We start from the raw sequence: 24138 nt of genomic DNA, 5'->3' as shown, positions 1-24138 counted from the left end.
TACTCCAAAACTCATGTTTAATATGGTTGTCTCGTGCTCGATGGAATCGAGCGCGCAAGAGCAACCAGCAAACGGGTGATGTATGGCGCGTAAGGGGAAGAAGGATTTTGGTCGGGATAGCCGCCAGGCACAAGCGCCGGCACCGGCTCCCGTGAAATCCGGTCTCGACATTCGCAGCTTTCTCTATGTTGGCGGCCGTGATTGCCAGGTTGCGCATCTGCGCCAGATCGCCAGCAATTTCGGGGCGGAATTGATCCATCACGATGGTGGTCTGCGCGAGGCGGTATCGCGCATCGATACCGTGTTGCCTTCGGTCGACTGTGTCTTCTGCCCGATCGACTGTATCAGCCACGATGCCTGCCTGCGGGTGAAGACCGGCTGCAAGAAATTCGGCAAGACATTCATTCCCCTGCGCAATGGCAGCAAATCCAGCCTCGAGCGCGCATTGCAGACCATGAAAGAACGAGAAATTTCCCAATGATCGAGAATGGCCCTGACGGGTTCATGCTGATCGGCCTGCATAAGCTGGCCGCGCAGAATGGCGATGGGCTGGTGCCCGAACTTTACGAGTTATTGATGCGTCGAGCAGAAGAACAGCAGCGTGCCGCCAACGTCACGTCCTTCCCTTCATGGAAGGCGCGGCGCCCGGGTGAAATGCCGGACCGCCCACTGGACGAGATCACGCGCGACGGCGCAAATGTCGTTGCCTTTGCGCCGGGCGTGGATAAAACTGTCCCGCGTCGCAAGAAGGTCTGATCGTTCGGACGAGGTCGCCATGTATATCGCCATGAACCGCTTCAAGGTCGTCATCGGTTTGGAGGGCGAGTTCGAAGAGGTTTGGCGAGGGCGCGATTCCCGGCTTTCCGAAGTGCCGGGTTTCCTTGAGTTCCGTCTGCTGCGCGGCAAGGCGAATGTGGACGAAGGCTATACGCTGTTTTCCTCGCACACGACCTGGTTCAGCGAGGAGGATTTCATCAACTGGACGAAATCCGAGCATTTTCGCGCGGCGCACCGCAATGCCGGCGATAACAAGCGTCTCTATTGGGGACCGCCGCAATTCGAAGGTTTCAGCGTGGTTTCAGGGATCTGAGAGGGTGTAGCCCATCGGCCGTTCTGAAGCACCAAGATCGATTGCCCTCTATGCTCTTGTGGCGCCTGGTCTGAAGAAAGCGCCGATCGCTATGACCGCCCAACCCGCGATCATACCCAATCCGCCGATCGGTGCCGCCATTGGAAACAGCGAACTGCCGCCGAAGTGGCGGTTGATCAGATCGCCGGCGAAGATCAGAGTCCCCAATCCCAGCAGCAAGGCCGCGACCGGTGCCGTGCGGATGCGGTCATAGCCGGCATAGAGCGCCAGCAGGGCAGGGGCATGGGCCAGGCACATGGTGGAGGCAGCGCCGAGGAAATGCGTGTCTCCGCCGTGCGTGGCCGCCGCAGCAAGCGCCACTCCACCGCCGCCGAGGATGCCGGCGACAAACAGGGTGGCTGGACGGATTATCGCGCCAAAGCTCATATCTTCTCTCATTCCCTGTTCTGCATGTGGAAGGCCAGCCGTTCGATCGGCTCCCAGATGATGGTTCTCAGCTTTTCGTTTTCGATCGTCTCGTCCATGGCGCGCCGAAAACAGAGCAGCCACTCGTCGCGTTCCAGAGGGCCGATGGCCGCAACGAAATGTCGGCTGCGCAGGCGGGGATGGCCGCGTTTCTCGATATAGAGCTGCGGCCCGCCAAGATAACCGGTCAGATATTCGTAGAATTTCTCCGCCGAGCCCTCGAGGCTCGGCGGATGCACGGCACGGCAGTTGGCGGCTTCCGGCAGCGTGTCCATCAGCTCGTAGAAGCGCGCCGTCAACGCGCGCACTGTCCGGTCGCCGCCGATTGCTTCGTAAAGTGTGATAGTTTCTTCGCTCAAGCCATTGCCCCTGTTTGCGGTGTCTTACATGGCAACTGACGGACGATGCCGCAACCGTGATACGGTCGGTGCGGCGTTTCGGCGCTGCCTTATTTGGCCGCCGTCAGATGGAAGGCATCGCTTTCCCCGGGAACGAGCTCAAGCGGCCAGGTCGTCTGCCGGTTCGTCTTGGGGTAGATATGATTGTAGGCGGGCATGCTGGACAGCAGGATTTCCGCCAATTCGACCCCGAGATCGTGGAGCGAGGTGCGAAAGCAGGTCAACGCCGGCTGCAGGAATTTGGCGCGCGGTGCCTCGCGAAAGCCGACGACTGCAATATCGCGGCCTGGAATGATGTCAGCCTCCATCATCCGCCGATAGAGGCCGATGGCCATCAACTCATAGATCAGGATGACGGCCGTCGGCCTGTCTTCGAGGCGCAGCAGTTCGTCGGCGACCTGATAGCCGCCCTGTTCGCTCGACTTGGCGCGGATCACCAGCGCCGGGTCATAGGCAATGCCGTGCCGCTCCAGCGCGCGGCGATAGCCTTCGGCAAAGACGAAGCCGAGGTTGATATCGCTGGCGGGGGTGCTGATGGCAATGCGGCGGTGCCCATGCGCCACGAGCCTGTCGATCGCGCAATTGGCGACGCCGTCGAAATCGAGATCGGCCCAAGGGTGCTGCGTGCCCGAGAGGCTGCGGCCAAGCGCTGCGAAGGGGATCTTCGCCTTGGCGAGCAGATCGAAGCGCTTGTCGACGCGCTGCGTCTCCGAAATGATCATCGCGTCGGCGATGCGTCGCGCCACCATGCGCTTCAGATACTCGTAGGGATCTTCATCATTCGGGCAGGGGAGCATGATCAGATCGAGGTTGTGGCGCGAGAACACGCTCTGCAGCCCGCCTGTCACCGTCAGGAAGAAATTGTCGCTGTTTTCAACGGTTTCCTTGCTGGACTGGATCATCAGGCCGATGACGTTTGTCGTGCCCTGCCGAAGGCTGCGCCCCGATTGGTTGGCGACATAGCCAAGCTGTTCGGCGGCGGCGAGTACGCGCTTGCGGGTCTCCTCGTTGACGTCGGGCTTGCCGTTCAACGCGCGAGATACTGTGCCGATCGAGATATCGAGATGCTCGGCAAGCTGACGAATTCCCTTCATCGGCCGCGGTGTTCCTCCATGCGCCATTTTCCGTAGTCCTCCTCTATTGACACAGGAAAATCTTTTCGCATAGTATCGTAAACGTTTACGGAGTGCGTGTCATGAGGGGTTAGACACCACCCGCTGGAGGACATCGTGAAATTTAATGCCATTTTGTGCGGGTGCGGAGCTATGTCCAAAGGCTGGCTCAGGGCCATCGCCTCGACGCCGTCGCTTGCCGACTCCATTCAGATCGTGGGCCTGGTTGATCTCAACCGGGCGACCGCGGAGAATCTTGCCAAAGAATTTGCCCTCGACAATGCCGTCATCGGCTCTGATCTGGGCGAGGTCATCGCCGCGACCAAGGCCGACCTGGTTTTCGACGTTGTCATTCCGGCCGCGCGTTTCGGCGTTGTCTCGACGGCGCTGAAAGCCGGTTGCCACGTGCTCAGCGAAAAGCCGATGGCGACGTCGCTCGCCGAGGGTGCGGCGCTGATCGATCTCGCCGCTCAAGCCGGCAAGGTCCATGCCATCATCCAGAACCGCCGCTTCATCTCGGGGATACGCCGCTTGCGGCGCTTCGTGGAGGAGGGGGCGATCGGCGAACTCACGGGCATTCATTGCGATTTCTTCCTCGGGCCGCATTTCGGCGGTTTCCGCGAGGAAATGGACAATGTCCTGCTGCTCGACATGGCGATCCACACCTTCGATGCCGCTCGTTTCGTGTCCGGCAAGGTGCCGGTCTCGGTCTATTGCGTCGAGAAGAACCCTGTGGGTTCCTGGTACAAGCACGGGGCATCGGCGCATGCGCTGTTCGATTTTTCCGACGATGTCGTCTTCAGCTATCGCGGCTCCTGGTGTGCCGAGGGTCGACGCACGAGCTGGGAAAGCCAATGGCGGCTGACCGGCAGCAAGGGCATGCTGACCTGGGACGGCGAAGAGAATTTCGAGGCCAGCACCGCCGGCAATGAGCCGGGCCTGCTGCATGGCTTTACCCCGATCGAGGTTCCCGGCCCGAAGCATGAGGAAGAGACGCATGGCCACGCCAGCGTCATTGCCTCCTTCATCGAAGCGATAAGAACGGGCAAGCCGCCCGAAACGGAAAGCCGCGACAATATTCGCAGCCTCGCCATGGTTCTCGGCGCGATCGAAAGCGCCAAGACTGGCCGGCGCGTCGACATTTCAGCACAAGGACAGTGAGACAATGACCAATCCGGCAAAGGCCATCCGCATCGGCACGATGATCAGGGCGACGAACGAGGATGCCGCCAAGAATATCGCCAAGATCGCCGATCTCGGCTTTGAAAGCTTCGAGCCATTCTTCTGGCAGACCACGAACGGCCAGAACCTGGCGGAACTCGGCAAGCGCAGCCTGGACGCCATCGGCGATCGCGATATCACCATCTCGACCCTCGGCATGTTCGGTAATCCACTTGAAGAGCGCGAACTTGACCTGCAGACGCTGCAGGGCTGGAAGGATTGCATCGACAACGCTCATCATTTCGGCGCCACTTGCGTTGCCGGCTTTACCGGCCGCATCCGCAACAAGCCGCTCACGGAAAGCCTGCCGCGCTACAAGCAGGTGTGGAGCGAGCTTGCCAAGCGCGCTGCCGACAAGGGCATCAAGATCGCTTTCGAAAACTGCGCCATGGATGGCAACTGGGCGACCGGCGATTGGAACATCGCGCATAATCCCGATGCGTGGGAGCTGATGTTCAATGAGACCCCAGACGACAATCTCGGCCTGGAATGGGAGCCGTGCCATCAGATGGTCTATCTGATCGAGCCGCTGCCGCAGATCCGCAAATGGGCGAAGAAGATTTTCCACGTCCACGGCAAGGACGCGACGATCCGCTGGGATGTCATCAAGGAGCACGGCATTTTCGGCAAGGAGAAGTTCGTCTTCATGCGCACGCCGGGCTTCGGCGACAGCAACTGGACCGACATCATCTCCGAACTGCGTCTTGCCGGCTGGTCCGGTTCCATCGACATCGAAGGCTGGCATGATCCGGTCTATCGCGATGCGCTGGAAATGACTGGCCAAGTTCATGGCCTGAACTATCTGAAGAAAAGCCGGGGTGGGGACTTTGTCGAATAGCGCACGTATTTGCGAATCTGCATCGATTTAGGAGGCAAGTTGTGCGTTAATCAGATGCCCGGAGCGGCTGACGCTTCGGGCAAGACGGGCATCCAAACGGAGGAACTGCCGAGCGTCTGCTTCTTGTCTCATGGGAGAGGCGACGCCCGGCAAAAATGAGAGGAAAAGACCGATGGCAGCGCGAGCCATGCCGTCGGACAAACACCGTCACGGTTCGCAGGTGGAGGAGAATATATGAGCATTTTTTCGAAGCTGGCGATCACCGCCGGCATGTCGCTTCTGTTGGCTGCCGGTGTGGCGCAAGCCCAGAGCAAGACATTTAACGTCTGGTGGTACGAACTGCCCGATACGCCTCAGGCTGTCGCCTGGACGAAGGCGCTCGGCGTCTTCAAGGCCAAGCATCCGGACGTAACCGTGAATTTCGAACAGAAGACCTTCGATCAATTGCAGAAGGCCGGCAGTCTCATTCTCAATTCAGACCAGGCTCCTGACGTCCTCGAATACAACAAGGGCAACGCCACGGCGGGTCTCGTCGCATCGCAGGGCCTGCTGACGCCGCTCGACGACCAGTTCAAGGCGCGCGGCTGGGACAAGGTCCTGAACGAAACCAACACGCAGCTCAGCAAATATGATGCGAACGGTGTCTATGGCTCGGGCCCGATCATCGGTATTCCCGCGCTCGGCGAGTTCGTCTCGGTCTTCTACAACATCGACATGTTCAAGGCCGATGGCCTGAAGGTGCCGACGACGCTGGCCGAGTTCGAGGCGACTCTCGATCACTTCAAGCAGAAGGGCATCACGCCGCTTGCCTACGGTACGGTGGATTCGAACGCACAGCATCTGCTCTACACGCTGGCACTGACGCAGGCCGACGACACCTGGGTCAAGAACTATCAGGGCCTCAAGGCGCCGCTCGATACGAAGCCCTTCTTGTTCGCCGCTCAGAAGATCGCCGACTGGGTGAGCAAGGGTTACATCTCCAAGGATTCGACGGGCCTCAAGGGCACGGATGCTGCCAACGTCTTCTCTTCGGGCAAGGCTCCGATGTTCGTCAGCGGCACCTGGAACAATGGCAACTTTGCCAACACTATCAAGACCTTCAAATGGAGCCAGTTCCTTTTCCCAACGCCGAAATACACTGTCGGCTCGACGGGCAGCATGTTCATGGTGCCGAAGAGCGCCAAGAACAAGGATCTCGCCTATGAGTTCATCGATCTGGTGCTGAGCAAGGAAAATCAGAACGAACAGGCAAACCTTGGCGGTGTCGCAATCGATGCCGATCCGGCTGCCATCACCGATGAGGTCGGCAAGCGCAACGTCGAACTCTTCAAGCAGATTTCCGACAAGGGTGGCCTTGGTTTCTATCCGGACTGGCCGGTGCCTGGCTATTACGAACTCCTGATCCAGGCGACCACCGGCCTGGTGAATGGTTCCACGACGCCTGATCAGTTGGCCGCACGGCTGAAGAAGGCCTACGACGACGTGCAGGCGGCCCAGTAACCCATCGGCGACAATCACAACGGCGGGACGGCTTTAAACGCCGCCTCGCCGTATCGGACTGGAGGAATTCGATGGATAAGTCGAGGAGCGCCGGCAGGGCGGGATACTATTTTTACATGATCCCCGGCATGTTGGGGTTTGCGGTCATCGTGCTCATTCCGCTGATTGCCAATTTCGTGATCAGCTTCACGACGTGGAAGGGCGGCGTCATTCCGCCTCGCTATGTCGGCTTTGATAATTATGAGAGGCTGCTGCAGGACGGCGCCTTCTGGGGTTCCATCCAGCACACGCTGCTGTTCATCATCTCGATGACGATCGTGCCCATTCTTCTGGGGCTGGTGCTGGCCGCGGTGCTGTTCGACTATATCAGCGCGCAATTCAACGAGACCTGGTCGAGTTTCTTTCGCGCCGGCTTCTATCTGCCGCAGATCCTGCCGCTGACCGCTGCCGGCGTTCTCTGGGGATGGATCCTCAATCCCATCGGCATCATCAATGCGGTGCTGAAGGCCATCGGCCTCGATTTCATGGCCAAGAACTGGCTGGGGGATGCGAGCTATGCGCTATGGGCGGTTTCCGCCGTTATCGTCTGGGTTCAGGTCGGTTACTGCCTTGTTGTCTTCATGTCCGGATTGGCGCGTGTCGACCCTTCGCTTTACGAAGCAGCAGAGCTCGACAATGCCAGCTGGTTCGGCCGCTTCCGCTCCATCACCATTCCGATGCTGATGCCCGAGATCTTCGTGGTCGCACTGACGACGCTGATCGCCGCCCTCAAGGTTTTTGCGCCGATCTATGTTCTGACATCAGGCGGCCCGGACAATGCGACGACCGTGCCATCCTACCTGTCCTATTACCATTTCTTCACGACGAACCGCGTCGGCTACGCGGCGGCGATTGCAACCTTGCAGACGGTGATGACCATCGTGCTCGGCATCGTGTTCCTGCGCATGCAATCGAAACAATCCGAGGGAGGGCATTGATATGACCGCCACGTCTTCGCTTTCGGTCCCGGTTGTCTCGGCGGATCATCGGCAGAGAAAGGGCTTCGGCCGCTGGGTCGTTCTGGCCATTCTGCTCGTCTTTCTGGCCGGAACGCTCTTTCCGTTCTTTCTGGCGGCCTTCAACGCCATCAAGACGCCGTCGGATTACGCCGCCAATGGCCCACTTGCCTTCCCGAAGACTTTCGATCTGACGGCGCTCAAGAACTTCTGGAATACTGTCAATTTTCCGCGCAAGCTCTTCAACAGCGTCCTGATCAGCGGATGCACAGCCATATTGGCCGTCGTCCTCAGCCTGCTCAATGCCTATGCCATCGGCATCGGCCGGGTGCGTGGCGGCCAGGCATTGCTGGTGATCTTGCTGATTGCCATCATGGCGCCGCAGGAGGCGCTGGTTTACCCCCTCTACTACATGGCCAAGCAGGTAGGCCTGTTCGACTCGATGCTTTCGGTGATCCTCATCATCGGCGTGTTGCATACCGCCTTCGGTACCTATCTTCTCTCATCGGTCATGGCGACCTTCCCGCGCGAGATCATCGAAGCCGCGCAGATCGACAATGCGAGCCGCTGGCAGATCCTCTGGATGGTGATCGTCCCCGTGATGCGGCCGACGCTCGCCGTGCTTGCGACCTTCTTCTTCATCTGGACCTGGAACGAGTTTCTGATCCCTCTGGTGTTCCTGGTCTCCAACAATAATCAGACGGTCTCCGTTGCCATGGGCGTGCTTTCGGGCGCCAATACGCAGGAACCGACCGCGATTGCGGCGGCCTCGTTGCTCGGCATCACGCCAACGGTGATCTTCTTCCTGATTTTCCAGCGCACGCTCACACGGGGCGTGGCTGTCGGTGCGGTCAAATAAACCAATGCGGAAAGTCCCGTCCGGTCGGTCATCATCCGGCAGGACGAGATGCGATGAATGGCAGGTCTGACAAAATTCGAGTTTTCCGCAGGAGGAGAAATTGGCAGGAATCAACATCAAATCCCTCACCAAGCATTTCGGTGCCGTGCAGGTTCTCAACGATATCGATCTGACGATCGAACGTGGCGAGTTCGTCGTTTTCCTCGGTGGCTCCGGTTGCGGCAAGTCGACCTTGCTGCGGATGATCGCGGGTCTTGAGTCCATCACCAGCGGCGAGATCTGGATCGGCGGAAAGCGCGTCGACCAGCTGCCGCCGGGCGAACGCGGCGTATCGATGGTGTTCCAGTCCTATGCGCTCTATCCGCATATGACGGTACGCGACAACATGTCCTTCGGTTTGAGAAATATCAAAACGCCCAAGCATGAGATCGCAAGACGCATCGAGGAAGCCGCAAAGATCCTTGAGATGCCGCACCTGCTCGACCGCAAGCCCTCGGCATTATCGGGCGGCCAGCGACAGCGCGTCGCGATCGGCCGCGCCATCGTGCGCGAGCCGGATGTCTTCCTCTTTGACGAGCCGCTGTCCAATCTCGACGCCGGCCTTCGCACCCGCACCCGCGTCGAACTGGCGCAACTGCATGAGCGCCTGGGCGCGACGATGGTGTTCGTTACGCATGATCAGGTGGAGGCGATGACGCTCGCGGACCGTATCGTGCTGCTCAACAACAAGAAGATCGAGCAGGTGGCGTCACCCGTCGAAATCTATACGCGGCCCGCAACCCGTTATGTCGCTCAGTTTGTGGGCTCGCCGGGCATGAACTTCATCAATATCGCCGGTGTCGGCGAGGCGGGCGGATTGGCAACTGCGACCTTGCCGGATGGTTCGGTCATCAGGACTTCCGTGCCGCTCGACGGCCTTTCGAATTCCGGCTTGACGCTCGGCATTCGCCCCGAGCATCTGGTCGTTGCGGCCGCAGAGAAGGGCGATATTGGCGGGCATGTGGAAACTGTGGAGCGCCTGGGCGACCGATCGCTTGTCCATGTCCGGCTCAAGGATGGCTCGAAGATTATCGGTACGGATCCGGGCATGACGACGGTCGCCACCGGCGCGCCGATAGCGTTTACTGTCGATGCGGCAAAGGTATCGATCTTCGATGCGAATGATGTCGCTTATCATTGCGTGAATTGAGAGGAGAATGGCTTGGATGAGGTTTGGAATTCGTGAGTTTTAGGATCGACGAATAGTTCATTGACGAAACCGTCCAACTGGTATGTTATGCCGCCATGTCTACTGCGCACCATAGGAAGAAGCAGCCTCTGTTCGTCCGCCAGCAACTGCTTGACGTGGCGGCGCGGCTGGCTTCGGAAAAGGGGATGATGGCGGTGACGCTGGATGCCGTTTCCGGCGCTTCCGGTGTCAGCAAGGGCGGATTGCTGCATCATTTTCCCAGCAAGAACATGCTGCTTGAAGCATTGTTCGACAGCCTGCTGGAGCGACTGGATGCGGCGATCGAGGAGGCGATGCGCGCCGATCCGTTGCCGCATGGGCGCTTCACCCGCGGCTACCTTCATGCCTGCCTTGCGCTGCGCGATCAGCCGCAGGGTACGAAGGACTGGGCGCAGGTGACGATGGTGCTGCTCAGCGAGCCGCAATTGCGTCAGCGCTGGCGTGATTGGGTGCGCGAGCGCAGCGAGGAATATGTCGGAACGGACTCCTCGGTGGATGCGGCCATCGTCAGGCTGGCGACGGACGGGCTCTGGCTGGCGGACCTGCTCGGCAGCCGGGATATGGACGAGAGTGCCCGGCAGAGGCTTATCGATCGGCTTGTCGAACTTACACAGCTCTAGGAATATCGGAGAATACGGAATGGCGAACGCATCGGTCTATGCAATGCTGGTGGCTGCGATCGTGCTTGAGGTGATCGGTACGACGGCATTGCAAATGTCGCAGCAGTTCACGCGGCTTGGCCCTACGGTCCTGCTGGTGGTTTGCTACACTGCGGCTTTCTATTGTCTGTCGGTAACGTTGCGGGTGATGCCGGTGGGCATTGCCTACGCCATCTGGAGCGGGCTCGGCATCGTGCTGATTTCGGCGGTCGGGCTGGTGCTTTTCCGCCAGAAACTCGACCTTGCCGCCATCATCGGCCTGGCGCTGATCATCGCCGGTGTCCTCATCGTCAATCTGTTTTCAAAATCCGTGTCGCACTGAAAAGACAGGTGTTTTTCATGGCCATTTTTGCCTTTGTCAAATCGCTTTGGACGCATTATGTCTTGCATTAAATGGTTCAGGAGACCTGAAGTATAGCGTTTTCCCAAAGCGCTTTGGATCGCGTAAACTATTCAATTCCAATGGTATAAGAGGAGTGCCGTAATGACTATTCGTGCCGTCGTTTGGGGCGAGAACATTCACGAACAGACTAACAAGGTTGTCGCCGGGATCTATCCCGAGGGCATGCACAACACCATCGCCAAGGCGCTGAATGTCGATGCCGGTATTGAGGCAACGACTGCAACGTTGCAAGAGCCGGAGCATGGTTTGAGCGAGGCCCGGCTGAAGGATACCGACGTCCTGCTTTGGTGGGGTCACAAGGATCACGGCGCCGTCAAGGACGAGGTCGTCGAGCGCGTTGCCAAGCGTGTCTGGGAAGGCATGGGCCTCATCGTCCTGCATTCGGGTCATTTCTCCAAGGTCTTCAAGCGACTGATGGGCACGCCCTGCGCATTGAAGTGGCGCGAAGCCGGCGAGCGCGAGCGCCTGTGGGTCATCAATCCGCGTCACCCGATCGCGGCCGGCCTCGGCGAGCATTTCGAGCTTGAAAACGAGGAAATGTACGGCGAGCAGTTTTCCGTTCCGGAGCCGCTCGAAACCGTGTTCATCTCCTGGTTCCAGGGCGGTGAAGTCTTCCGCTCGGGCATGACGTGGCGCCGCGGTGCGGGCAACATCTTCTATTTCCGCCCCGGCCACGAGACCTACCCGACCTATCATAACGACACCGTACAGAAGGTGCTGGTCAACTCCGTGAAGTGGGCCCACAACCCGCTCGGCACGCAGGTAAGCATTCATGATGCGCCGAACGTCCCGGTTGAGAAGGCGCTGGAGCCGATCGTCGAGCGTGGCCCAAGACTGCACCAAGCCGGCGAAGCCGGTTATCGCTGAGGTAGAATATGCGTCTCATAGTAGTTGGCACGGGCGGCATGGCGAAGAACCATGTGGAGCATTTCGTCCGTATTCCCGGTGTCGAGATCGTCGGCGCCGTCGATACGGATGCGACAAGGCTCACTGCCTTTTGCGATACGTTCGACATCAAGAACCGTTTTCTGTCGCTGGACGAGGCCATCGCCTGGGGTGAGTTCGATTCGGTGACGAACGTCACGCCGGACAAGGCTCACAATCCGACGACCCTGCCGCTGCTTGCCGCCGGCAAGCACGTTCTCTGCGAGAAGCCTCTCGCGGAGAATTATGAAAAGGCGCTCGAGATGACGGAGGCTGCCGAGAGGGCAGGCGTCGTCAACATGGTCAACCTGACCTATCGCAATGTCGCGCAGCTGCAGAAGGCGCGCGAGATGGTGATTTCGGGCGAGATCGGCACCGTGAAGCATGTGGAAGCCTCCTACCTGCAGAGCTGGTTGGTTTCCAAGGCCTGGGGCGATTGGCGCAGCGAGTCCAAATGGCTCTGGCGCCTGTCGACCGGTCACGGCTCGAACGGCGTTCTCGGCGATATCGGCATCCATATCCTCGATTTCGCCGCCTATGGCGCCGCAACGGATATCGACCATGTTTTCGCCCGCCTGAAGACCTTCAACAAGGCACCGGAAGAGCGCATCGGCGAGTATACGCTCGATGCGAACGACAGCTTCTCGATGTCGGTCGATTTTGCCAATGGTGCGCTCGGCGTGGTGCATGCCAGCCGCTGGGCGACCGGACATCTGAACGAGCTGAAGCTGCGTATCTACGGCGAACGCGGCGGCCTGGAAGTGTCCCACAGCCCGAATGGCTCCGAGCTGCGGGGTTGCCTTGGCGACGACACTGAAACGGCGACGTGGAGGGTCATTGAGGTGCCGCCGGTGCTGACCAACTATCAGCGTTTCGCTGAAGCGGTCATGACCGGCACCAGCCAGGACCCGAGCTTCCGCCACGCGGCCAACTTGCAGCGCGTGTTGGATCTTGCCATGGTGACGGAGACGGAGCGGCGCGAACTGAAGGTTTGAGTTCATAGCGAACCATCAGGCAACGTCTTGGGAGAACATGCATGTCCACCGAGGAAAAAGTTGCCAGCCACTACACCCATGGATCGCTGGAAACGGCGATCCTGAAAACGCTTACCGATAACGGCAGGGATATCGAACTGCTTCGCGTCAGTGACCTTGCCGGCGTCGACGAATTCCATTTGGGGCGGCATGCGGCCACGGTGGAATTCGCGCGCGACCTCACCCTGGCCGGCGGGATGCGGCTTGCCGATATCGGTTCAGGCCTTGGCGGCCCCGCCCGTCATTTTGCCGACTCCTACGGATGCATCGTCTCGGGCATCGATCTCACCGAGGAGTTCGTGCAGGTCGCCAATTCGCTGACCGCTCGCTGCGGTCTGACGGAACTGGTGTCCTTCCGGCAGGGGAGTGCATTGTCGCTGCCCTTCGAGAGTGGTGGCTTCGACCGTGCAACTCTCATCCATGTCGGAATGAACATCCAGGACAAGGCGAAGCTGTTTGCTGAAGTCCGCCGGATCCTGAAGCCCGATGGCCGTTTCGGTCTTTATGAGATCATGCAGATGCGCGAGGGCTCGGTGCCCTATCCGATGCCCTGGGCGATGACGCCGGAGACAAGCTTCGTCTGCACGCCGGACACCTATCGCCAAATGCTCGAAGACGCAGGCTTCGTGGTGGAGCTGGAGCAGGATCGCAGTGCGCTGGCGATCCGCCTGATGCACGAAATGCGAGCCAAGGCTGCTGCGGGCGAAGGGAAGGGCATGGCAACGTTGATGGGGCCGAGGGCCTCCGAGCGCGGCGCCAATGTCAACACGTCGGTGGAAGGCGGCCTGCTCGCACCCATCGAGATGATTGCCAGAGCTGTGTGACGAAATTGGCGGCTTGCCGTTTCGCCGCATTGACAGCAGCGTGCCGGTTTTTGTATTGAAAATCCAACGGTAATGGATTTCTGCCGGGCCATGGTGGCCGAACCGCTGCTCTGAATTTTCCAGGGAAGCTGATGACTCCTACTCAACACGCCCAAAAGGCGAAGGAGTAGAGTCGTGCCTGTTTTTCTGCCGTTATCTTTTCCATCCTTCCTATCCATTGTCCCCGACAGAGCCAATTCCGGTGCTGCGGGAGGGGCGACTGATGTCCGCATCTCTATTCCTACATGATCGTTTTCAGCAATTTCGCAGCCTGTTCAAATGGATCGCGCTTGTCGTGCCGATGGCGGTGGCCGTTGGCTCGCTCTGCGCGCTGTTCCTGTGGAGCCTTGATCGGGCAACGGCGGCGCGCTTCGAGCATCCCTGGCTGATCTTCCTGATGCCGGTCGCCGGCTTCGCCATGGTATGGGTCTATCAGCGCTTCGGTCGCGGAGCGGAAGGCGGCAACAACCTGATCGTCGATCAGATCCACGAGCCCGGCGGCGGCGTGCCGCTGCGCATGGCGCCCTTCATTCTGGTATCGACGGTTCTGACGCATCTGGTCGGCGGCTCTGCCGGGCGCGAGGGGACGGCGGTTCAGCTCGGGGGTAGTGTTGCAAGCGCCTTTGCGAGAATTTTCCGCCTCAGCCATGCCGAGATCCGCATACTCCTCATGGCGGGCATAGCGGCCGGCTTTGGCGCCGTCTTCGGCACGCCGATCGCGGGCGCGGTCTTCGCTCTCGAAGTTTTGACCATCGGGCGCATGCAATATGAGGCGCTGATCCCAAGCCTTGCGGCGGCGATAGCCGCCGACTGGACGTGCCATGCCTGGGGCATCGAGCATATCCAGTATCATGTCGGCTATCTCTCGGGCACGCCGGCGAGCAGCTTCCACCTCGAGCCATTGCTGCTCATCAAGGTTGGCCTGGCCGGCGTGCTTTTCGGCCTGATGGCGCGTTGCTTCAGCGAGGTCTCGCACATGGCCTCCGCAACCTTCAAGCGGTTCTGCGCCTATGCGCCGCTGAGGCCCGTCATTGCCAGCGCGGTGCTGATCGGTCTCGTCTATCTGCTCGGCACGCGCGAATATCTGGGGCTTGGCGTCTGGTCGCCGAACCCGGGCGATGCGACGATCCTTGGCTTTTTCGATCCGGCTCATGTCGATTACTGGAGCTGGTTCTGGAAGGCGGTCTTCACGATCGTGACACTGAGTGCCGGCTTCAAGGGCGGGGAGGTGACGCCACTGTTCTTCATCGGCGCTGCCCTTGGCAACACACTCGCGGCCATTCTCGGTGCGCCGGCCGATCTCTTTGCGGCACTGGGCTTCGTTGCCGTGTTTGCCGGCGCCACCAATACGCCGCTTGCCTGCATGATCATGGGCATCGAGCTCTTCGGCGCGACGCACACCGTCTACCTCGCCGTCGCCTGCTTCCTCGCTTATATCTGCAGCGGCCACACCAGCATCTATCTGTCGCAGCGTCTGGGGATCGCCAAGAATGCGGCTTCCGGCCAGGTCGCCGCCGATGTTCCGCTTCGTCATATTCGCGAGCAGGGATCGAAGGCGCGCGGCAAAAATGCCCGCAAGACCGAAAAGGCTTGACGCGAGACGACCGGTGATTGTCGAAAGTCTTGCAATGCTGATAATCAGGAAGCCTCAGTCGGGATATCGTCCAACCGCAGCAGGAGATTATCGTGATCTATCTTGTCGTTTTTCTCGGTGCTGGATTGGGTGGTGCCTGCCGTCTTGGCATCAATGAGATTGCGGCTCGGCTGCTCGGTGTCGACTTTCCGTTCGGCACGCTCATCATCAACGTCGTCGGGGCATTCCTCATGGGCGTCCTGACGGAGTATTTCGTCTTTCGCGGCGGTATGTCGCAGGAACTCCGGCTGTTTCTGACGACGGGCATTCTCGGCGGTTTCACGACGTTTTCGACCTTTGCGCTCGAGAGCGTCGCGCTCTGGGAGCGAGGCCAATGGATGCCATCCGTCGCCTATGTCGTACTCTCGGTTTTCCTGTCGATAGCGGCGCTTGTCGCCGGATTAGCGATTGTCCGGCTAATAATTTCGGGACAAACTGTCTGAGGAAAAGGCGCGGGCCGCCTTTGCCGTATTTTTGCCGATTATGAGGTGAAATCCTCCGGGAAATCGTCGAAGATTTCTTCCATGAGAAACCAACGCTGATCGCGAATGGGCACTCTTGCGAAATTCGACTATTCAACTCATATAATCGATTATTATGATCATCGCATAACCAAGGAGACGGGCGTCAATCAGGAACGGGCAGGCGGGCATTGATGATGTCGAACCTGTTGCCACCTTGCAATCCTCCTGCAATTCCCAGGTGGCAATGCTTCCTCTCGGACGGCCTTGAGACAGACATGACGGAGAGTCCTTTGAGCGCACCTGCTCCCACTTCCACAGAACCTCATGCTCCGGAACAAACCTTCGGCACCGCCGGGCTTGCGCCGATGGATCGCCCGAGCGCCATGACGCGCTTTTTCATGGGCATCGTTGCCTGGGCTGAAAGCCTCAATCTGAAATATGCCAAGCTGGGCAATCCGCCGGTCTATGACGTCGCGACCTTCCCTTGGGCGGCCGAGATCGAGAAGGATTATCCGGCGATCCGCGCCGAACTCGAAAAGGTGCTGTTGCGCCAGAGCGAGCTGCCGACGTTCCAGGATATCTCCACCGACGTGAAGACCATCTCGACCGATACGCGCTGGAAGACCTTCTTCCTGCTCGGCTTCGGTGTGAAGTCCGAGCAGAACATCAAGGCATGCCCCAATACCTGGGCGGCTGTGCAGAAGATCCCCGGATTGACGACGGCGATGTTCTCGATCTTCGAGCCTGGCAAGCATCTTCCGGCGCATCGTGGTCCCTATAACGGCGTGCTGCGCCTGCATCTCGGCTTGATCGTGCCGGAGCCGAACGAGAAGCTGGCGATCCGCGTCGACAAGCAGATTTGCCACTGGCAGGAAGGCAAGGCGCTGATCTTCGACGACGCCTATGAGCATGAGGCCTGGAACCATTCCGACAAGACCCGGGTGGTGCTCTTCGTCGACTTCGTCAAGCCGCTGAAATTCCCGGCTCGCTTTGTCAACTGGGCCTTGATGAACCTGGCGATCTTCACGCCGTTCATCAAGGAAGGTCTCGACAACCACAAGGAATGGGAAAAGAAGTTCTACGCGGAGGCCGAAGCGCTGAGAAACCGCCCGAAGGCCTGATCCGCGTTCGTCAGCGAAGTTTATGAAAAACCCCGGAATCCGTAGCGGATTCCGGGGTTTTGTTTTGGTCGGTCAGGCGTAATCGTCAGGCAGGCTTGTCCGTCTCTTCGGTGTCGCCGTCATAATTGTCGTTGGACTGGACCACCGCGGGCTTGCTGTCGAGATTGCCGAGCAGCGCCGAGATAGCATTGTCGCCATCGAAACCGGCTTCCTTGAGCAGGCGGTCGAGGATCGGCTTGTTGGCCTGATAGGAGAGAAGCTGACCGGCGAGACCTTCGCCGAGGCCAACGCCGCTGCCGCCGTTCGCACCGTTGCCGCCGCGGCCGAGCATGCCGCCGGTGTCGAAGATGCGGATATCCGAGATCTTCTCGATCGGTTTGACCGCTTCGGCAAGGGCTGCAGGCACGATGCGGATGCGCTCGCGGGTGATCTCGAATTCGATGATGGCGGGGCTGAGCTTGTTGCGTGCTTCGTTGAGCAGCGCTTCGCTCTCGGCCGTGGCCTTGCCGGTTTCCAGAATACCCTTGGCCTTGATGATCGCGGCATCGGCTTCGGCGGTGGCCAGTGTCTTGATGGCATCCGCCTGGTCGGTTGCCGCCTGCTTTTCGGCTTCTGCGGCGATGGTGACAGCCGTTGCCTGGGTCTGTGCCCGCTTCTGTGCATCGATCACGGCGATCTGCTTTTCGCGCTCGGCGATTTCGACGGCCTTGGCGGTGCCGACCTTTTCTTCGGCCGCGATGGCGAGTGCGCGGGCAGCTTCGGCCTTCGCCTTGGCTTCCGACTCCTCGCGGCTCTTGTTGGCAACTGCGATGGCGCTTTCCTGCGCTACGATCTGGTTGTCGCGGCGAGCTTCCGTTTCACGCTGCTGGACCGCACGGGCCGAGTCGATGTTGGCGGACTCACGCACCTGCTTGGCCATGGCCTCACGTTCAGCGATGGCCTGCTCGGCGGCAATGCGGGCTTCTTCTTCCGAGCGCTTGGCGGCCTGTTCCTGCTGAGCGGTTTCGGCGCGGGTGGCAGCGGATTTATTGGCGATGTCGCGCTGCTGATTCAGTTCGGCCTCGCGCTTCGTCCGATCGATGGTCAGCGATTGCTGCCGCGCCTCAAGGTCCTTCTGGGCGATTGCGACTTCTGTATCGCGAACGATTTCGTTGCGTTCCTTCTTGCGGCCTTCAGTGACGCGGGTGAGCGCGGCCAGACCATGGGCATCGAAGAAGTTATTGGCATTGAAATGCTTGATGTCGGTCTGGTCGAGGCGGGTCAGCGACACCGACTCGAGTTCAAGACCGTTGGATTGGAGGTCGGAACCAACGGCTTCCTGCACCGCCTTGACGAAATCCATGCGTTGCTCCTGCAGCGCGTCGAGGTTCATCGTGGCGGCGACGGAGCGCAGGCTGTCGACGAACTTCGCCTCGATCAGCTGGCGCAGCTGCTCAGTGTCGTTGGTGCGGCTGCCGAGCGTCTGTGCGGCAAGGGCGATGGAGGAGGTGTCCGGCTTGACGCGGACATAGAACTCGGCGCCGATATCGACACGCATGCGGTCTTTGGTGATCAGCGCGTCGTTTTCGCCACGTTGGACCTCCAAGCGAAGGGTCTTGAGGTTGACACGGGCGATCGAGTGGAAGATCGGCAGGACGACGGAGCCGCCATCGAGGACGACTTTCTGGCCACCGAGACCGGTGCGCACATACGCCTCGTCGCGGCTCGAGCGGACGTAGAGCGAGGCGAGGACAAAGCCGATCCCGAGGATCAGGACGATGCCGATGCCTGCTGGCAGAAGAAGGTCATATAGGCCGTACATTAGTGTTGCTCCCTGGAGGGTTGTTCAGCGGGACCGACGAGGTCCGATGGGGCAGGAACTGCAATGAAGATATCGGCCTTGTGGTCGACAAGAAGGACCTCGGCGCCGACGCCAAGCGGGCCTTCGCCCTTGGCGGCGCTGGCGCGCAGCTGATGCCAGTTGCCGTGCACGTCCTTGACCGAGACGCGGCCGGGCAAGCCCTGGTCCAGCGGTCCGACAGTGACTTTGGCGGTACGGCCAACGAAATCGCCTGCATCGACGACATAGGTCTCGTCGCGCGGAATGAGCCGCGCGATGGTACGGGTGGAGCCTCTCACCAGCGGTATGGTGAGAAAGGCGGCGGGCAGTACGGCCACCACTGCCGTCAGCGGCGTCCAGACCATGGCGGCCACCGCCTGCACGGCAAAGCCCACGATGGCGAAGATGCCGAGCAGTAGCATGATCAGGATCAACAGCGGCACGCCGCCGAGGTTGATCCAGGAGAGCAGGCCGGAGACAACGCCATCGTGACCATCAAGATGCGGCTTGCCGATCATCTCGCTCAAGGAGAAGCCGAACAGCATGGAAAGGATCTCGATGGCTGTCAGGCCGATCAGGATCATCGCCGCGATGGCAAAGGGCGCACATTCGGGTGCGAGGAAGAGGTGCATGATCGTTACTGATCATTCGCCTTGAAACGGGCAAGGCGCGCTGCGATGGCCTGCTCCCGGTGCAGGCGGTCAAGCTCATCGAGCTCGGCGCTGGTGGCGGGCTCGCCTGCCGGAACGCCGGTGAGGCGGGAGACGGCGGCAGCCGCACGTGCTGCTCCTGCCGCCGGTGTCGCACGCGGCACACCACCGGTTGCTTCTTCCGGCGTGTGGCGGGCTACGCTGCGCTTGAAATCGGCGAGGCGGGCCTCCGCCTCGCGGCGGGTGGCAAGAACGGCCTGCAGCGCCTTCTGTCCTTCATCGATCTGTGCATTTGCATCCGCGAGCGCCTTGTCGAGCGCGGCGATCTGGGATTCGAGATCGATCTGGCGGGCGACGCCGGCCTTGGCGAGGTCTTCGCGATCGGCCGATATCGCAAGCCGGATTTTTGCGTCGAGGGCTGTGAGATCGTCGACGATTTCGGTGCGGCGGCTCTGGATGCGGTATTCCTCGGCGCGTGCCTTGCCGAGATCGGCGCGCGCTTCGTCAGCGGCCGCGTCGATCTCATGGAGCGCCTGTTCTATGACTGCGATCTTGTTGGCGCCTTCCACCTTGTCGACTGCCGCGTTGGCGAGGCCGGCGATCAGTCGTCCCATGCGGGAAAGAATGCCTTCGTTCATCGTCATATTTTCCTCCGTCCGGGGAGAGTTTGGTGTAACCCCGATGTGAATCGCGTAGTGGCCGCCATCGGCGATCAGGTAGGCGGGAAGATTGGTGTCCCACCCCTTGAAGTAACCGGCCACGTCAAACGGCACGGCGATACGGCCGCGCACCGTCGAGATTGTCAGATCCGACGGACCCTTGATGGCAAAGAGCTTTTCGTCGAGCGGCAGGCGGTTTGTGCCCGCTGGCTCGCCCCTGTTGGCCGCAAAATCACGCAGGCCGAGCGTTACGAGGCGCGCGGGCAAAGCGGTGCGTTCGCGGATGGTTTCATAGGCAAGTTCATGAAGCGTAACGAGGTTCGCCCCGGCTCTGTCCGGAACGATCTCTGTGAGCAGCCTCATCATCTGCCCGTATGCAGCGAAGGTCTCGTCCATCGCCTGTCGTGCCGCTGCATCGGGAGCGAGTTCGTATCGCAGATGCGTTGGATGCGATGAAGTGTGCGCCTTCGCCATGCACTTCAAGTAAAGTACCGCTCAGGTGCTTTTCAAGAGATAGTACACGCAAACATGGATGAATTGTAATGAAAGATGGGCAGCATAGGTTGCAAAAACTTGATGCTTCGCGCTCCTAGCACGCGATCGAGGGTATCCGTATCTCGCGCCTCTGTAGCAGCTGCCGCCAAATTGAGCCCAATTGGACGAACGCCTCGCACTTGATGGAACAAGAGCGAGGCGTCGTTATCGGATCGGCGCGGCTGCAAGGACGGCGGCTACGCTATGATTGTTATTTTATCGTGCGGACGATCGCAGCGCCCGCCGTCATGCCGCCGCCGAAGGCGACGAGGCCGAGATTGAGCGGCTCGGAGCGTTCATTGACGACGTGATGCATGGCAAGCGGGATGCTCGAAGAGCTGGTATTGCCATAATTCTCGATGACGCTCAGAGCCGGGCGGCCGCTGCGCTTGGCGATCGTGTCGATGATGCGCTGGTTGGCCTGATGTGGCACCAGCAGATCGAGATTGGCGAGCTCAATGCCGGCATCGACGCAGGCGTCCTCGATCGAGCGGGACATGGAATGCACTGCTTCCGTGAAGACCGAGCGTCCGTTCATGGCGATGACGCCATCATCCGGCAGCGGAACGTAGAGCAGATCCCCTGGTTCCGGCCGGCCGCTGACGATCGGGCGGCTCGCCGTAAACAATGGATTGCGCGCCATGTCGCGCGTGGTCACCAGGCTTGCGGTAGCCGCGTCGCCGAACAGGATCGCGGTGGAGAAATCCTTCATGTCGAGCAGTGGCGACAGCACCTCGGAGGTGACGATCAGCACCTTGGCATCGTTCTGCTGCGCGATGAAATCGTGGGCTTGCTGCAAGGCGTAGAGATAGCCGGAGCAGGCAGCGCCCATGTCATAGGCGGCAAGCGACGGCCGAACGCCATCTTCCGCGACGGCCACTGCAACGCGGCTTGCCAGAGACGGCGTGGCGATATCTGGCGTTCCCGTCGCGGCAATCACCAGGTCGATATCGTGAATCGACATCTCGGTCTGGCGCAGCAGATCGCGAACGGCCTTTGTCGCGAGGCTCAGCGTGCCTTCGCCCGGACCGATCCAGAACCGGCTCTTGATGCCGGTGAGCGCGAAGATCTCTTCGGCCCGACGGTTCGGCCAATGATGGATGATGTCCTCGTTGGCGACGCGGCGGCCGCCGGTGGCAATGCCGAGGCCGCTGACGGCGATTTCCGAGAAACTGCCGGAGTGGCGGCGCAACGCCGGAATGGAATGTGACTTCAGGCGACGAAGTACGAACTTGTTCTGTATTTCGGAGGCGAGCGCGAAGTTCTGCTCTGCCATGTCGCGGTTGGCGTCGACGGTCAGAAGCGGGCTGTCGGTCGCGACCTGGTCGCCGATCCGGACAAAAACCTCCTGCACCACGCCACCGATATTGGCGCAGATTTCGACCGAAGCCTTGGTGGCTTCGACGACGGCAACCAGCTGACCGACTTCGATCGTGTCGCCTGGCTTCACCAGCAGATCGGTGATCAGCACGTTTTCGTCGGCGGGGCCGGAACCGATCGCCTTGATGGCGGCCGTCGGGCCGTTGTCGTCTTCCTTATGCCAGGTGACCTCGCATTCGAGGACCTCGGCCATCAGGTCGACCAGCTTGCTGTAGGACGGCAGCGTCTCGAGCTGATTGCGGAAATTGAAGGGCACGTGCGCGTCGGACCGGGCAAGCCTGCGGACGACGACAGGCACGTCGGTCTTTTCCGTGACGGTGGCGACGATTTCCGCGCCCATGCCCACGGTGCGGTTGTCCTCATGGACGACGATCAGGCGGCGGGTGCGCCGGGCGCTCGCCAGCACTTCCTTCTCGTCCCACGGCGAAATCGAACGCAGGTCGATCACTTCGACGGAAAAGCCCTGGGCTTCGAAGGCGCTGGCCGCCTTGGCACAGAGAGAGACCGTGTTGCCATAGCTGACCAGCGTCAGGTCGCGGCCGCGGGCCACGTGACGCGACAGGCCGGGATGGACGAAATGCTTGTCGAGGTCGGTCGAAGTGCGACCGTCGGAATTGTTGAGCACAGCCTTCGGATAAAGAAAGACGGTGGGGCGGCGCGATTCGAATGCGGCATTGAGCAGGCCAGCCGCATCGCCTGCACTGGAGGGCATGACGACGTCAATGCCTGGTGTGTGCGCCAGCATGCCTTCGAAGCTTTGGGCGTGGAACGGCCCGAGGCCCGGCTTGTAGCCGCCACAGCTTACCATGAGGATGACGGGCGATTCCCAGGCACCATTGGTGCGCCAGTACATGCTGCCCATTTCCGAAACGATCTGGTTATAGGCAAGCGGCAGGAAATCGGCGAATTGCAGGAAGGCCACTGGCCGTTGACCGGCGAGCGCACGGCCGACGGCGGTTCCGACAATTGTGGATTCGCTGAGAGCCGCGTTATGGACGCGCTCGGGATATTTGGTGCTGAGACCGCGGGTAACGCCGAAGACATCGCCCTTCGGGTCCTCCACGTCCTGTCCGAACAGCACGACTTCTGGGTTGGCGGCCAGTTGCTTGTCGAGCACGTTGTTCAACGCCTCGCGCATCGTCAATGTGGCTTCGCGTTCATTGCCGCGATATTCCGTCGCCTTGCCGAAGGAAGCGGGGTAGGGCGCCTTTGCCTCCGTCTCGACCTTGGGCGCATCTTCCCTGCGGGCGAGAGCGGCTTCGGCCTGTACTTCGGCCGTCAGTTCCTGCTCGATCTTCTCAAGCGCATCGGCATCGACACCAGCCTTGTGCAGCATCGCCCGCAGGTTCGGAAGCGGATCGCGCGAGGAGCCGGTCTCGATTTCCAGCAGGGTGCGATAGGTCTTCTGATCGTCGGCATTCGTATGGTCGGACAGGCGCTCGACATTGAGGAGCACGATGCTCGGCACGCGATTGTTCCGGCTGTGGCGAACGGCCTTGCGGAAGGCTTCCCGCGACGAGGTAAGGTCGGCCCCGTCGGTGCGGATGATATCGACGCCATAGAAAGAGGATGCGGGACCACCAGGCAGGTCGAAGAAGGTTTGCTTGCTCGTGCGCGTCGAGATCGAGAAACTGTTGTCTTCGATGACGAAGACGACGGGATACTGGCCACGAACGGCCTCCGCGACGGCCTCGACGAATTCGCCTTGTTGGGTGGTGCCATCACCGACGCAGCAGATGGCGATCGGCAGGCCGGCCTTATGCTTCAGCGCCGCGCCGACGCCCGCTGCGTGCAGCGCGTTGTTGCCGACAGGGCCGACAATGGACGTGATGTTGAGCGCGCGGGAGGATAGATGGGCGCTCATCTGCCGTCCGGCGGAATGGGAATTGGCCGTTGCGAGCAGGCTTGAGAAAAACTCACGAATGGGCATGCCGCGGGCCAGCATCAGGGCCTTGTCGCGATAATGCAGATGCAGCCAGTCGTCGTCATGGAGGAATTCGTTGAGCAGCGCGGTCGACTCATGCCCTGCGCCGGAGACATGAAAATGTGCTATGCCTTGCTTGATGAATTCTCGCTCAAGGCGATCTATTTCTCTAGAAATGAAAAATATTCTATGAAGCTGCTTGAGGTATTCTGTGCTAAACCTCCCTTCCATATCAATAATTTTCCTAATCTTTCATCATGATAATTTGTGTGGACCTAGGTAATCCCCTGGGATGCCTTTTTCAATACACGTTAAATGACAATATCTTCCCGCTTTGAAACGGAATTACGTGCATTGTCGGGTCG

General features: G+C 60.1%; 24 protein-coding genes and 1 riboswitch. Of the genes, 17 read left to right on the top strand and 7 right to left on the bottom strand.

Annotated features, from left to right (window positions below; translation table 11 throughout):
• Positions 1 to 82 precede the first annotated feature (82 nt).
• Genes A6U86_RS33835 through A6U86_RS33825 form a run of 3 tightly spaced genes read left to right on the top strand, consistent with a single transcriptional unit; the run spans position 83 to position 1090 of the window.
• Complete coding sequence (locus A6U86_RS33835; protein ID WP_068401417.1) at positions 83 to 481, top strand: DUF2325 domain-containing protein; 399 nt, start codon at positions 83 to 85, stop codon at positions 479 to 481.
• Positions 478 to 756: a hypothetical protein gene (locus tag A6U86_RS33830; protein WP_068401415.1), complete on the top strand. Its 279-nt coding sequence runs from the start codon at positions 478 to 480 to the stop codon at positions 754 to 756. Before A6U86_RS33835 ends, A6U86_RS33830 begins: the two co-directional genes overlap by 4 nt.
• A gap of 19 nt (positions 757 to 775) precedes the next feature.
• Positions 776 to 1090, top strand: coding sequence for an antibiotic biosynthesis monooxygenase (locus A6U86_RS33825; RefSeq protein WP_068401412.1), 315 nt, complete (start codon positions 776 to 778; stop codon positions 1088 to 1090).
• A gap of 48 nt (positions 1091 to 1138) precedes the next feature.
• Here the strand turns inward: A6U86_RS33825 and A6U86_RS33820 are convergent, their stop codons facing one another.
• The 3 genes from A6U86_RS33820 to A6U86_RS33810 all read right to left on the bottom strand — a co-directional run bounded on the left by A6U86_RS33820 (position 1139) and on the right by A6U86_RS33810 (position 3047).
• Positions 1139 to 1516, bottom strand: coding sequence for a DUF423 domain-containing protein (locus tag A6U86_RS33820; protein ID WP_068401409.1), 378 nt, complete (start codon positions 1514 to 1516; stop codon positions 1139 to 1141).
• 8 nt (positions 1517 to 1524) lie between these two features.
• Complete coding sequence (locus A6U86_RS33815; protein ID WP_068401402.1) at positions 1525 to 1914, bottom strand: group II truncated hemoglobin; 390 nt, start codon at positions 1912 to 1914, stop codon at positions 1525 to 1527.
• A gap of 89 nt (positions 1915 to 2003) precedes the next feature.
• Positions 2004 to 3047: a substrate-binding domain-containing protein gene (locus A6U86_RS33810; protein WP_068401398.1), complete on the bottom strand. Its 1044-nt coding sequence runs from the start codon at positions 3045 to 3047 to the stop codon at positions 2004 to 2006.
• 135 nt (positions 3048 to 3182) lie between these two features.
• On the opposite strand from A6U86_RS33810, the gene A6U86_RS33805 reads away from it, so the two are divergent.
• From A6U86_RS33805 to A6U86_RS33740, 14 genes are all read left to right on the top strand, one after another.
• Complete coding sequence (locus A6U86_RS33805) at positions 3183 to 4226, top strand: Gfo/Idh/MocA family protein (RefSeq protein WP_068401393.1); 1044 nt, start codon at positions 3183 to 3185, stop codon at positions 4224 to 4226.
• Positions 4227 to 4230: 4 nt separating this feature from the next.
• Positions 4231 to 5124 carry a sugar phosphate isomerase/epimerase gene (locus A6U86_RS33800; protein ID WP_068401392.1) on the top strand — a complete coding sequence of 298 codons (894 nt, stop codon included), beginning with the start codon at positions 4231 to 4233 and terminating at the stop codon, positions 5122 to 5124.
• A 234-nt stretch (positions 5125 to 5358) separates the two neighbouring features.
• Positions 5359 to 6624 carry an ABC transporter substrate-binding protein gene (locus tag A6U86_RS33795; protein WP_068401391.1) on the top strand — a complete coding sequence of 422 codons (1266 nt, stop codon included), beginning with the start codon at positions 5359 to 5361 and terminating at the stop codon, positions 6622 to 6624.
• A gap of 71 nt (positions 6625 to 6695) precedes the next feature.
• The gene (locus tag A6U86_RS33790; protein ID WP_068401389.1) at positions 6696 to 7601 is read left to right on the top strand and encodes a carbohydrate ABC transporter permease; all 906 of its coding nucleotides are present in this window, start codon (positions 6696 to 6698) and stop codon (positions 7599 to 7601) included.
• A 1-nt stretch (position 7602) separates the two neighbouring features.
• Positions 7603 to 8478 carry a carbohydrate ABC transporter permease gene (locus tag A6U86_RS33785; protein WP_068401385.1) on the top strand — a complete coding sequence of 292 codons (876 nt, stop codon included), beginning with the start codon at positions 7603 to 7605 and terminating at the stop codon, positions 8476 to 8478.
• 100 nt (positions 8479 to 8578) lie between these two features.
• On the top strand, positions 8579 to 9667 hold the full coding sequence (locus tag A6U86_RS33780; protein WP_068401384.1) for an ABC transporter ATP-binding protein: 1089 nt from the start codon (positions 8579 to 8581) through the stop codon (positions 9665 to 9667).
• Between the two features lie 95 nt (positions 9668 to 9762).
• Positions 9763 to 10326, top strand: coding sequence for a TetR/AcrR family transcriptional regulator (locus tag A6U86_RS33775; protein ID WP_068401383.1), 564 nt, complete (start codon positions 9763 to 9765; stop codon positions 10324 to 10326).
• A 19-nt stretch (positions 10327 to 10345) separates the two neighbouring features.
• Complete coding sequence (locus tag A6U86_RS33770; protein ID WP_068401382.1) at positions 10346 to 10687, top strand: multidrug efflux SMR transporter; 342 nt, start codon at positions 10346 to 10348, stop codon at positions 10685 to 10687.
• Positions 10688 to 10849: 162 nt separating this feature from the next.
• Entirely contained in the window at positions 10850 to 11635 is a 786-nt protein-coding gene (locus A6U86_RS33765) for a ThuA domain-containing protein (protein WP_068401380.1), read from the top strand.
• A gap of 8 nt (positions 11636 to 11643) precedes the next feature.
• A complete protein-coding gene (locus A6U86_RS33760) occupies positions 11644 to 12687 on the top strand; it encodes a Gfo/Idh/MocA family protein (protein ID WP_068401375.1) in 1044 nt (347 codons plus the stop codon).
• Positions 12688 to 12728: 41 nt separating this feature from the next.
• Positions 12729 to 13550, top strand: a complete 822-nt coding sequence (locus A6U86_RS33755; RefSeq protein ID WP_068401373.1) for a class I SAM-dependent methyltransferase — start codon at positions 12729 to 12731, stop codon at positions 13548 to 13550.
• Between the two features lie 59 nt (positions 13551 to 13609).
• Positions 13610 to 13698: riboswitch (Fluoride riboswitch) on the top strand.
• A gap of 114 nt (positions 13699 to 13812) precedes the next feature.
• On the top strand, positions 13813 to 15183 hold the full coding sequence (locus A6U86_RS33750; RefSeq protein WP_068401371.1) for a voltage-gated chloride channel family protein: 1371 nt from the start codon (positions 13813 to 13815) through the stop codon (positions 15181 to 15183).
• Between the two features lie 92 nt (positions 15184 to 15275).
• Positions 15276 to 15665: a fluoride efflux transporter CrcB gene (gene crcB / locus A6U86_RS33745; RefSeq protein WP_141683871.1), complete on the top strand. Its 390-nt coding sequence runs from the start codon at positions 15276 to 15278 to the stop codon at positions 15663 to 15665.
• A 296-nt stretch (positions 15666 to 15961) separates the two neighbouring features.
• On the top strand, positions 15962 to 16807 hold the full coding sequence (locus A6U86_RS33740; RefSeq protein ID WP_083197071.1) for an aspartyl/asparaginyl beta-hydroxylase domain-containing protein: 846 nt from the start codon (positions 15962 to 15964) through the stop codon (positions 16805 to 16807).
• An 85-nt stretch (positions 16808 to 16892) separates the two neighbouring features.
• On the opposite strand, the gene A6U86_RS33735 is transcribed toward A6U86_RS33740, so the two are convergent.
• From A6U86_RS33735 to A6U86_RS33720, 4 genes are all read right to left on the bottom strand, one after another.
• A complete protein-coding gene (locus tag A6U86_RS33735) occupies positions 16893 to 18608 on the bottom strand; it encodes a flotillin family protein (RefSeq protein ID WP_141683870.1) in 1716 nt (571 codons plus the stop codon).
• Entirely contained in the window at positions 18608 to 19258 is a 651-nt protein-coding gene (locus A6U86_RS33730) for an OB-fold-containig protein (RefSeq protein WP_068401365.1), read from the bottom strand. Before A6U86_RS33730 ends, A6U86_RS33735 begins: the two co-directional genes overlap by 1 nt.
• Positions 19259 to 19263: 5 nt before the next feature.
• Entirely contained in the window at positions 19264 to 20409 is a 1146-nt protein-coding gene (locus A6U86_RS33725) for a PspA/IM30 family protein (protein WP_068401364.1), read from the bottom strand.
• 271 nt (positions 20410 to 20680) lie between these two features.
• Positions 20681 to 24004, bottom strand: coding sequence for a thiamine pyrophosphate-dependent enzyme (locus A6U86_RS33720; RefSeq protein WP_068401361.1), 3324 nt, complete (start codon positions 24002 to 24004; stop codon positions 20681 to 20683).
• Positions 24005 to 24138 lie beyond the last annotated feature (134 nt).

Origin of the sequence: Rhizobium sp. AC27/96, from assembly GCF_001692325.1 — a bacterium.
Classification (GTDB): Bacteria; Pseudomonadota; Alphaproteobacteria; order Rhizobiales; family Rhizobiaceae; genus Rhizobium.
Note: the sequence above shows the minus strand (reverse complement) of the source record. Positions and strands in the feature narration are given on the sequence as shown.

Bases quoted from the DNA above. Each gene is read 5' to 3' on its own strand.
- A6U86_RS33755 (WP_068401373.1), top strand. From the start codon at position 12,729: ATGTCCACCGAGGAAAAAGTTGCCAGCCACTACACCCATGGATCGCTG.
- A6U86_RS33795 (WP_068401391.1), top strand. From the start codon at position 5,359: ATGAGCATTTTTTCGAAGCTGGCGATCACCGCCGGCATGTCGCTTCTG.
- A6U86_RS33785 (WP_068401385.1), top strand. From the start codon at position 7,603: ATGACCGCCACGTCTTCGCTTTCGGTCCCGGTTGTCTCGGCGGATCAT.
- A6U86_RS33790 (WP_068401389.1), top strand. From the start codon at position 6,696: ATGGATAAGTCGAGGAGCGCCGGCAGGGCGGGATACTATTTTTACATG.
- A6U86_RS33760 (WP_068401375.1), top strand. From the start codon at position 11,644: ATGCGTCTCATAGTAGTTGGCACGGGCGGCATGGCGAAGAACCATGTG.
- A6U86_RS33770 (WP_068401382.1), top strand. From the start codon at position 10,346: ATGGCGAACGCATCGGTCTATGCAATGCTGGTGGCTGCGATCGTGCTT.
- A6U86_RS33750 (WP_068401371.1), top strand. From the start codon at position 13,813: ATGTCCGCATCTCTATTCCTACATGATCGTTTTCAGCAATTTCGCAGC.
- A6U86_RS33835 (WP_068401417.1), top strand. From the start codon at position 83: ATGGCGCGTAAGGGGAAGAAGGATTTTGGTCGGGATAGCCGCCAGGCA.
- A6U86_RS33725 (WP_068401364.1), bottom strand. From the start codon at position 20,409: ATGGCGAAGGCGCACACTTCATCGCATCCAACGCATCTGCGATACGAA.
- A6U86_RS33775 (WP_068401383.1), top strand. From the start codon at position 9,763: ATGTCTACTGCGCACCATAGGAAGAAGCAGCCTCTGTTCGTCCGCCAG.
- A6U86_RS33830 (WP_068401415.1), top strand. From the start codon at position 478: ATGATCGAGAATGGCCCTGACGGGTTCATGCTGATCGGCCTGCATAAG.
- A6U86_RS33810 (WP_068401398.1), bottom strand. From the start codon at position 3,047: ATGAAGGGAATTCGTCAGCTTGCCGAGCATCTCGATATCTCGATCGGC.
- A6U86_RS33765 (WP_068401380.1), top strand. From the start codon at position 10,850: ATGACTATTCGTGCCGTCGTTTGGGGCGAGAACATTCACGAACAGACT.
- A6U86_RS33720 (WP_068401361.1), bottom strand. From the start codon at position 24,004: ATGGAAGGGAGGTTTAGCACAGAATACCTCAAGCAGCTTCATAGAATA.
- A6U86_RS33740 (WP_083197071.1), top strand. From the start codon at position 15,962: ATGACGGAGAGTCCTTTGAGCGCACCTGCTCCCACTTCCACAGAACCT.
- A6U86_RS33820 (WP_068401409.1), bottom strand. From the start codon at position 1,516: ATGAGCTTTGGCGCGATAATCCGTCCAGCCACCCTGTTTGTCGCCGGC.
- A6U86_RS33800 (WP_068401392.1), top strand. From the start codon at position 4,231: ATGACCAATCCGGCAAAGGCCATCCGCATCGGCACGATGATCAGGGCG.
- A6U86_RS33735 (WP_141683870.1), bottom strand. From the start codon at position 18,608: ATGTACGGCCTATATGACCTTCTTCTGCCAGCAGGCATCGGCATCGTC.
- A6U86_RS33730 (WP_068401365.1), bottom strand. From the start codon at position 19,258: ATGCACCTCTTCCTCGCACCCGAATGTGCGCCCTTTGCCATCGCGGCG.
- A6U86_RS33825 (WP_068401412.1), top strand. From the start codon at position 776: ATGTATATCGCCATGAACCGCTTCAAGGTCGTCATCGGTTTGGAGGGC.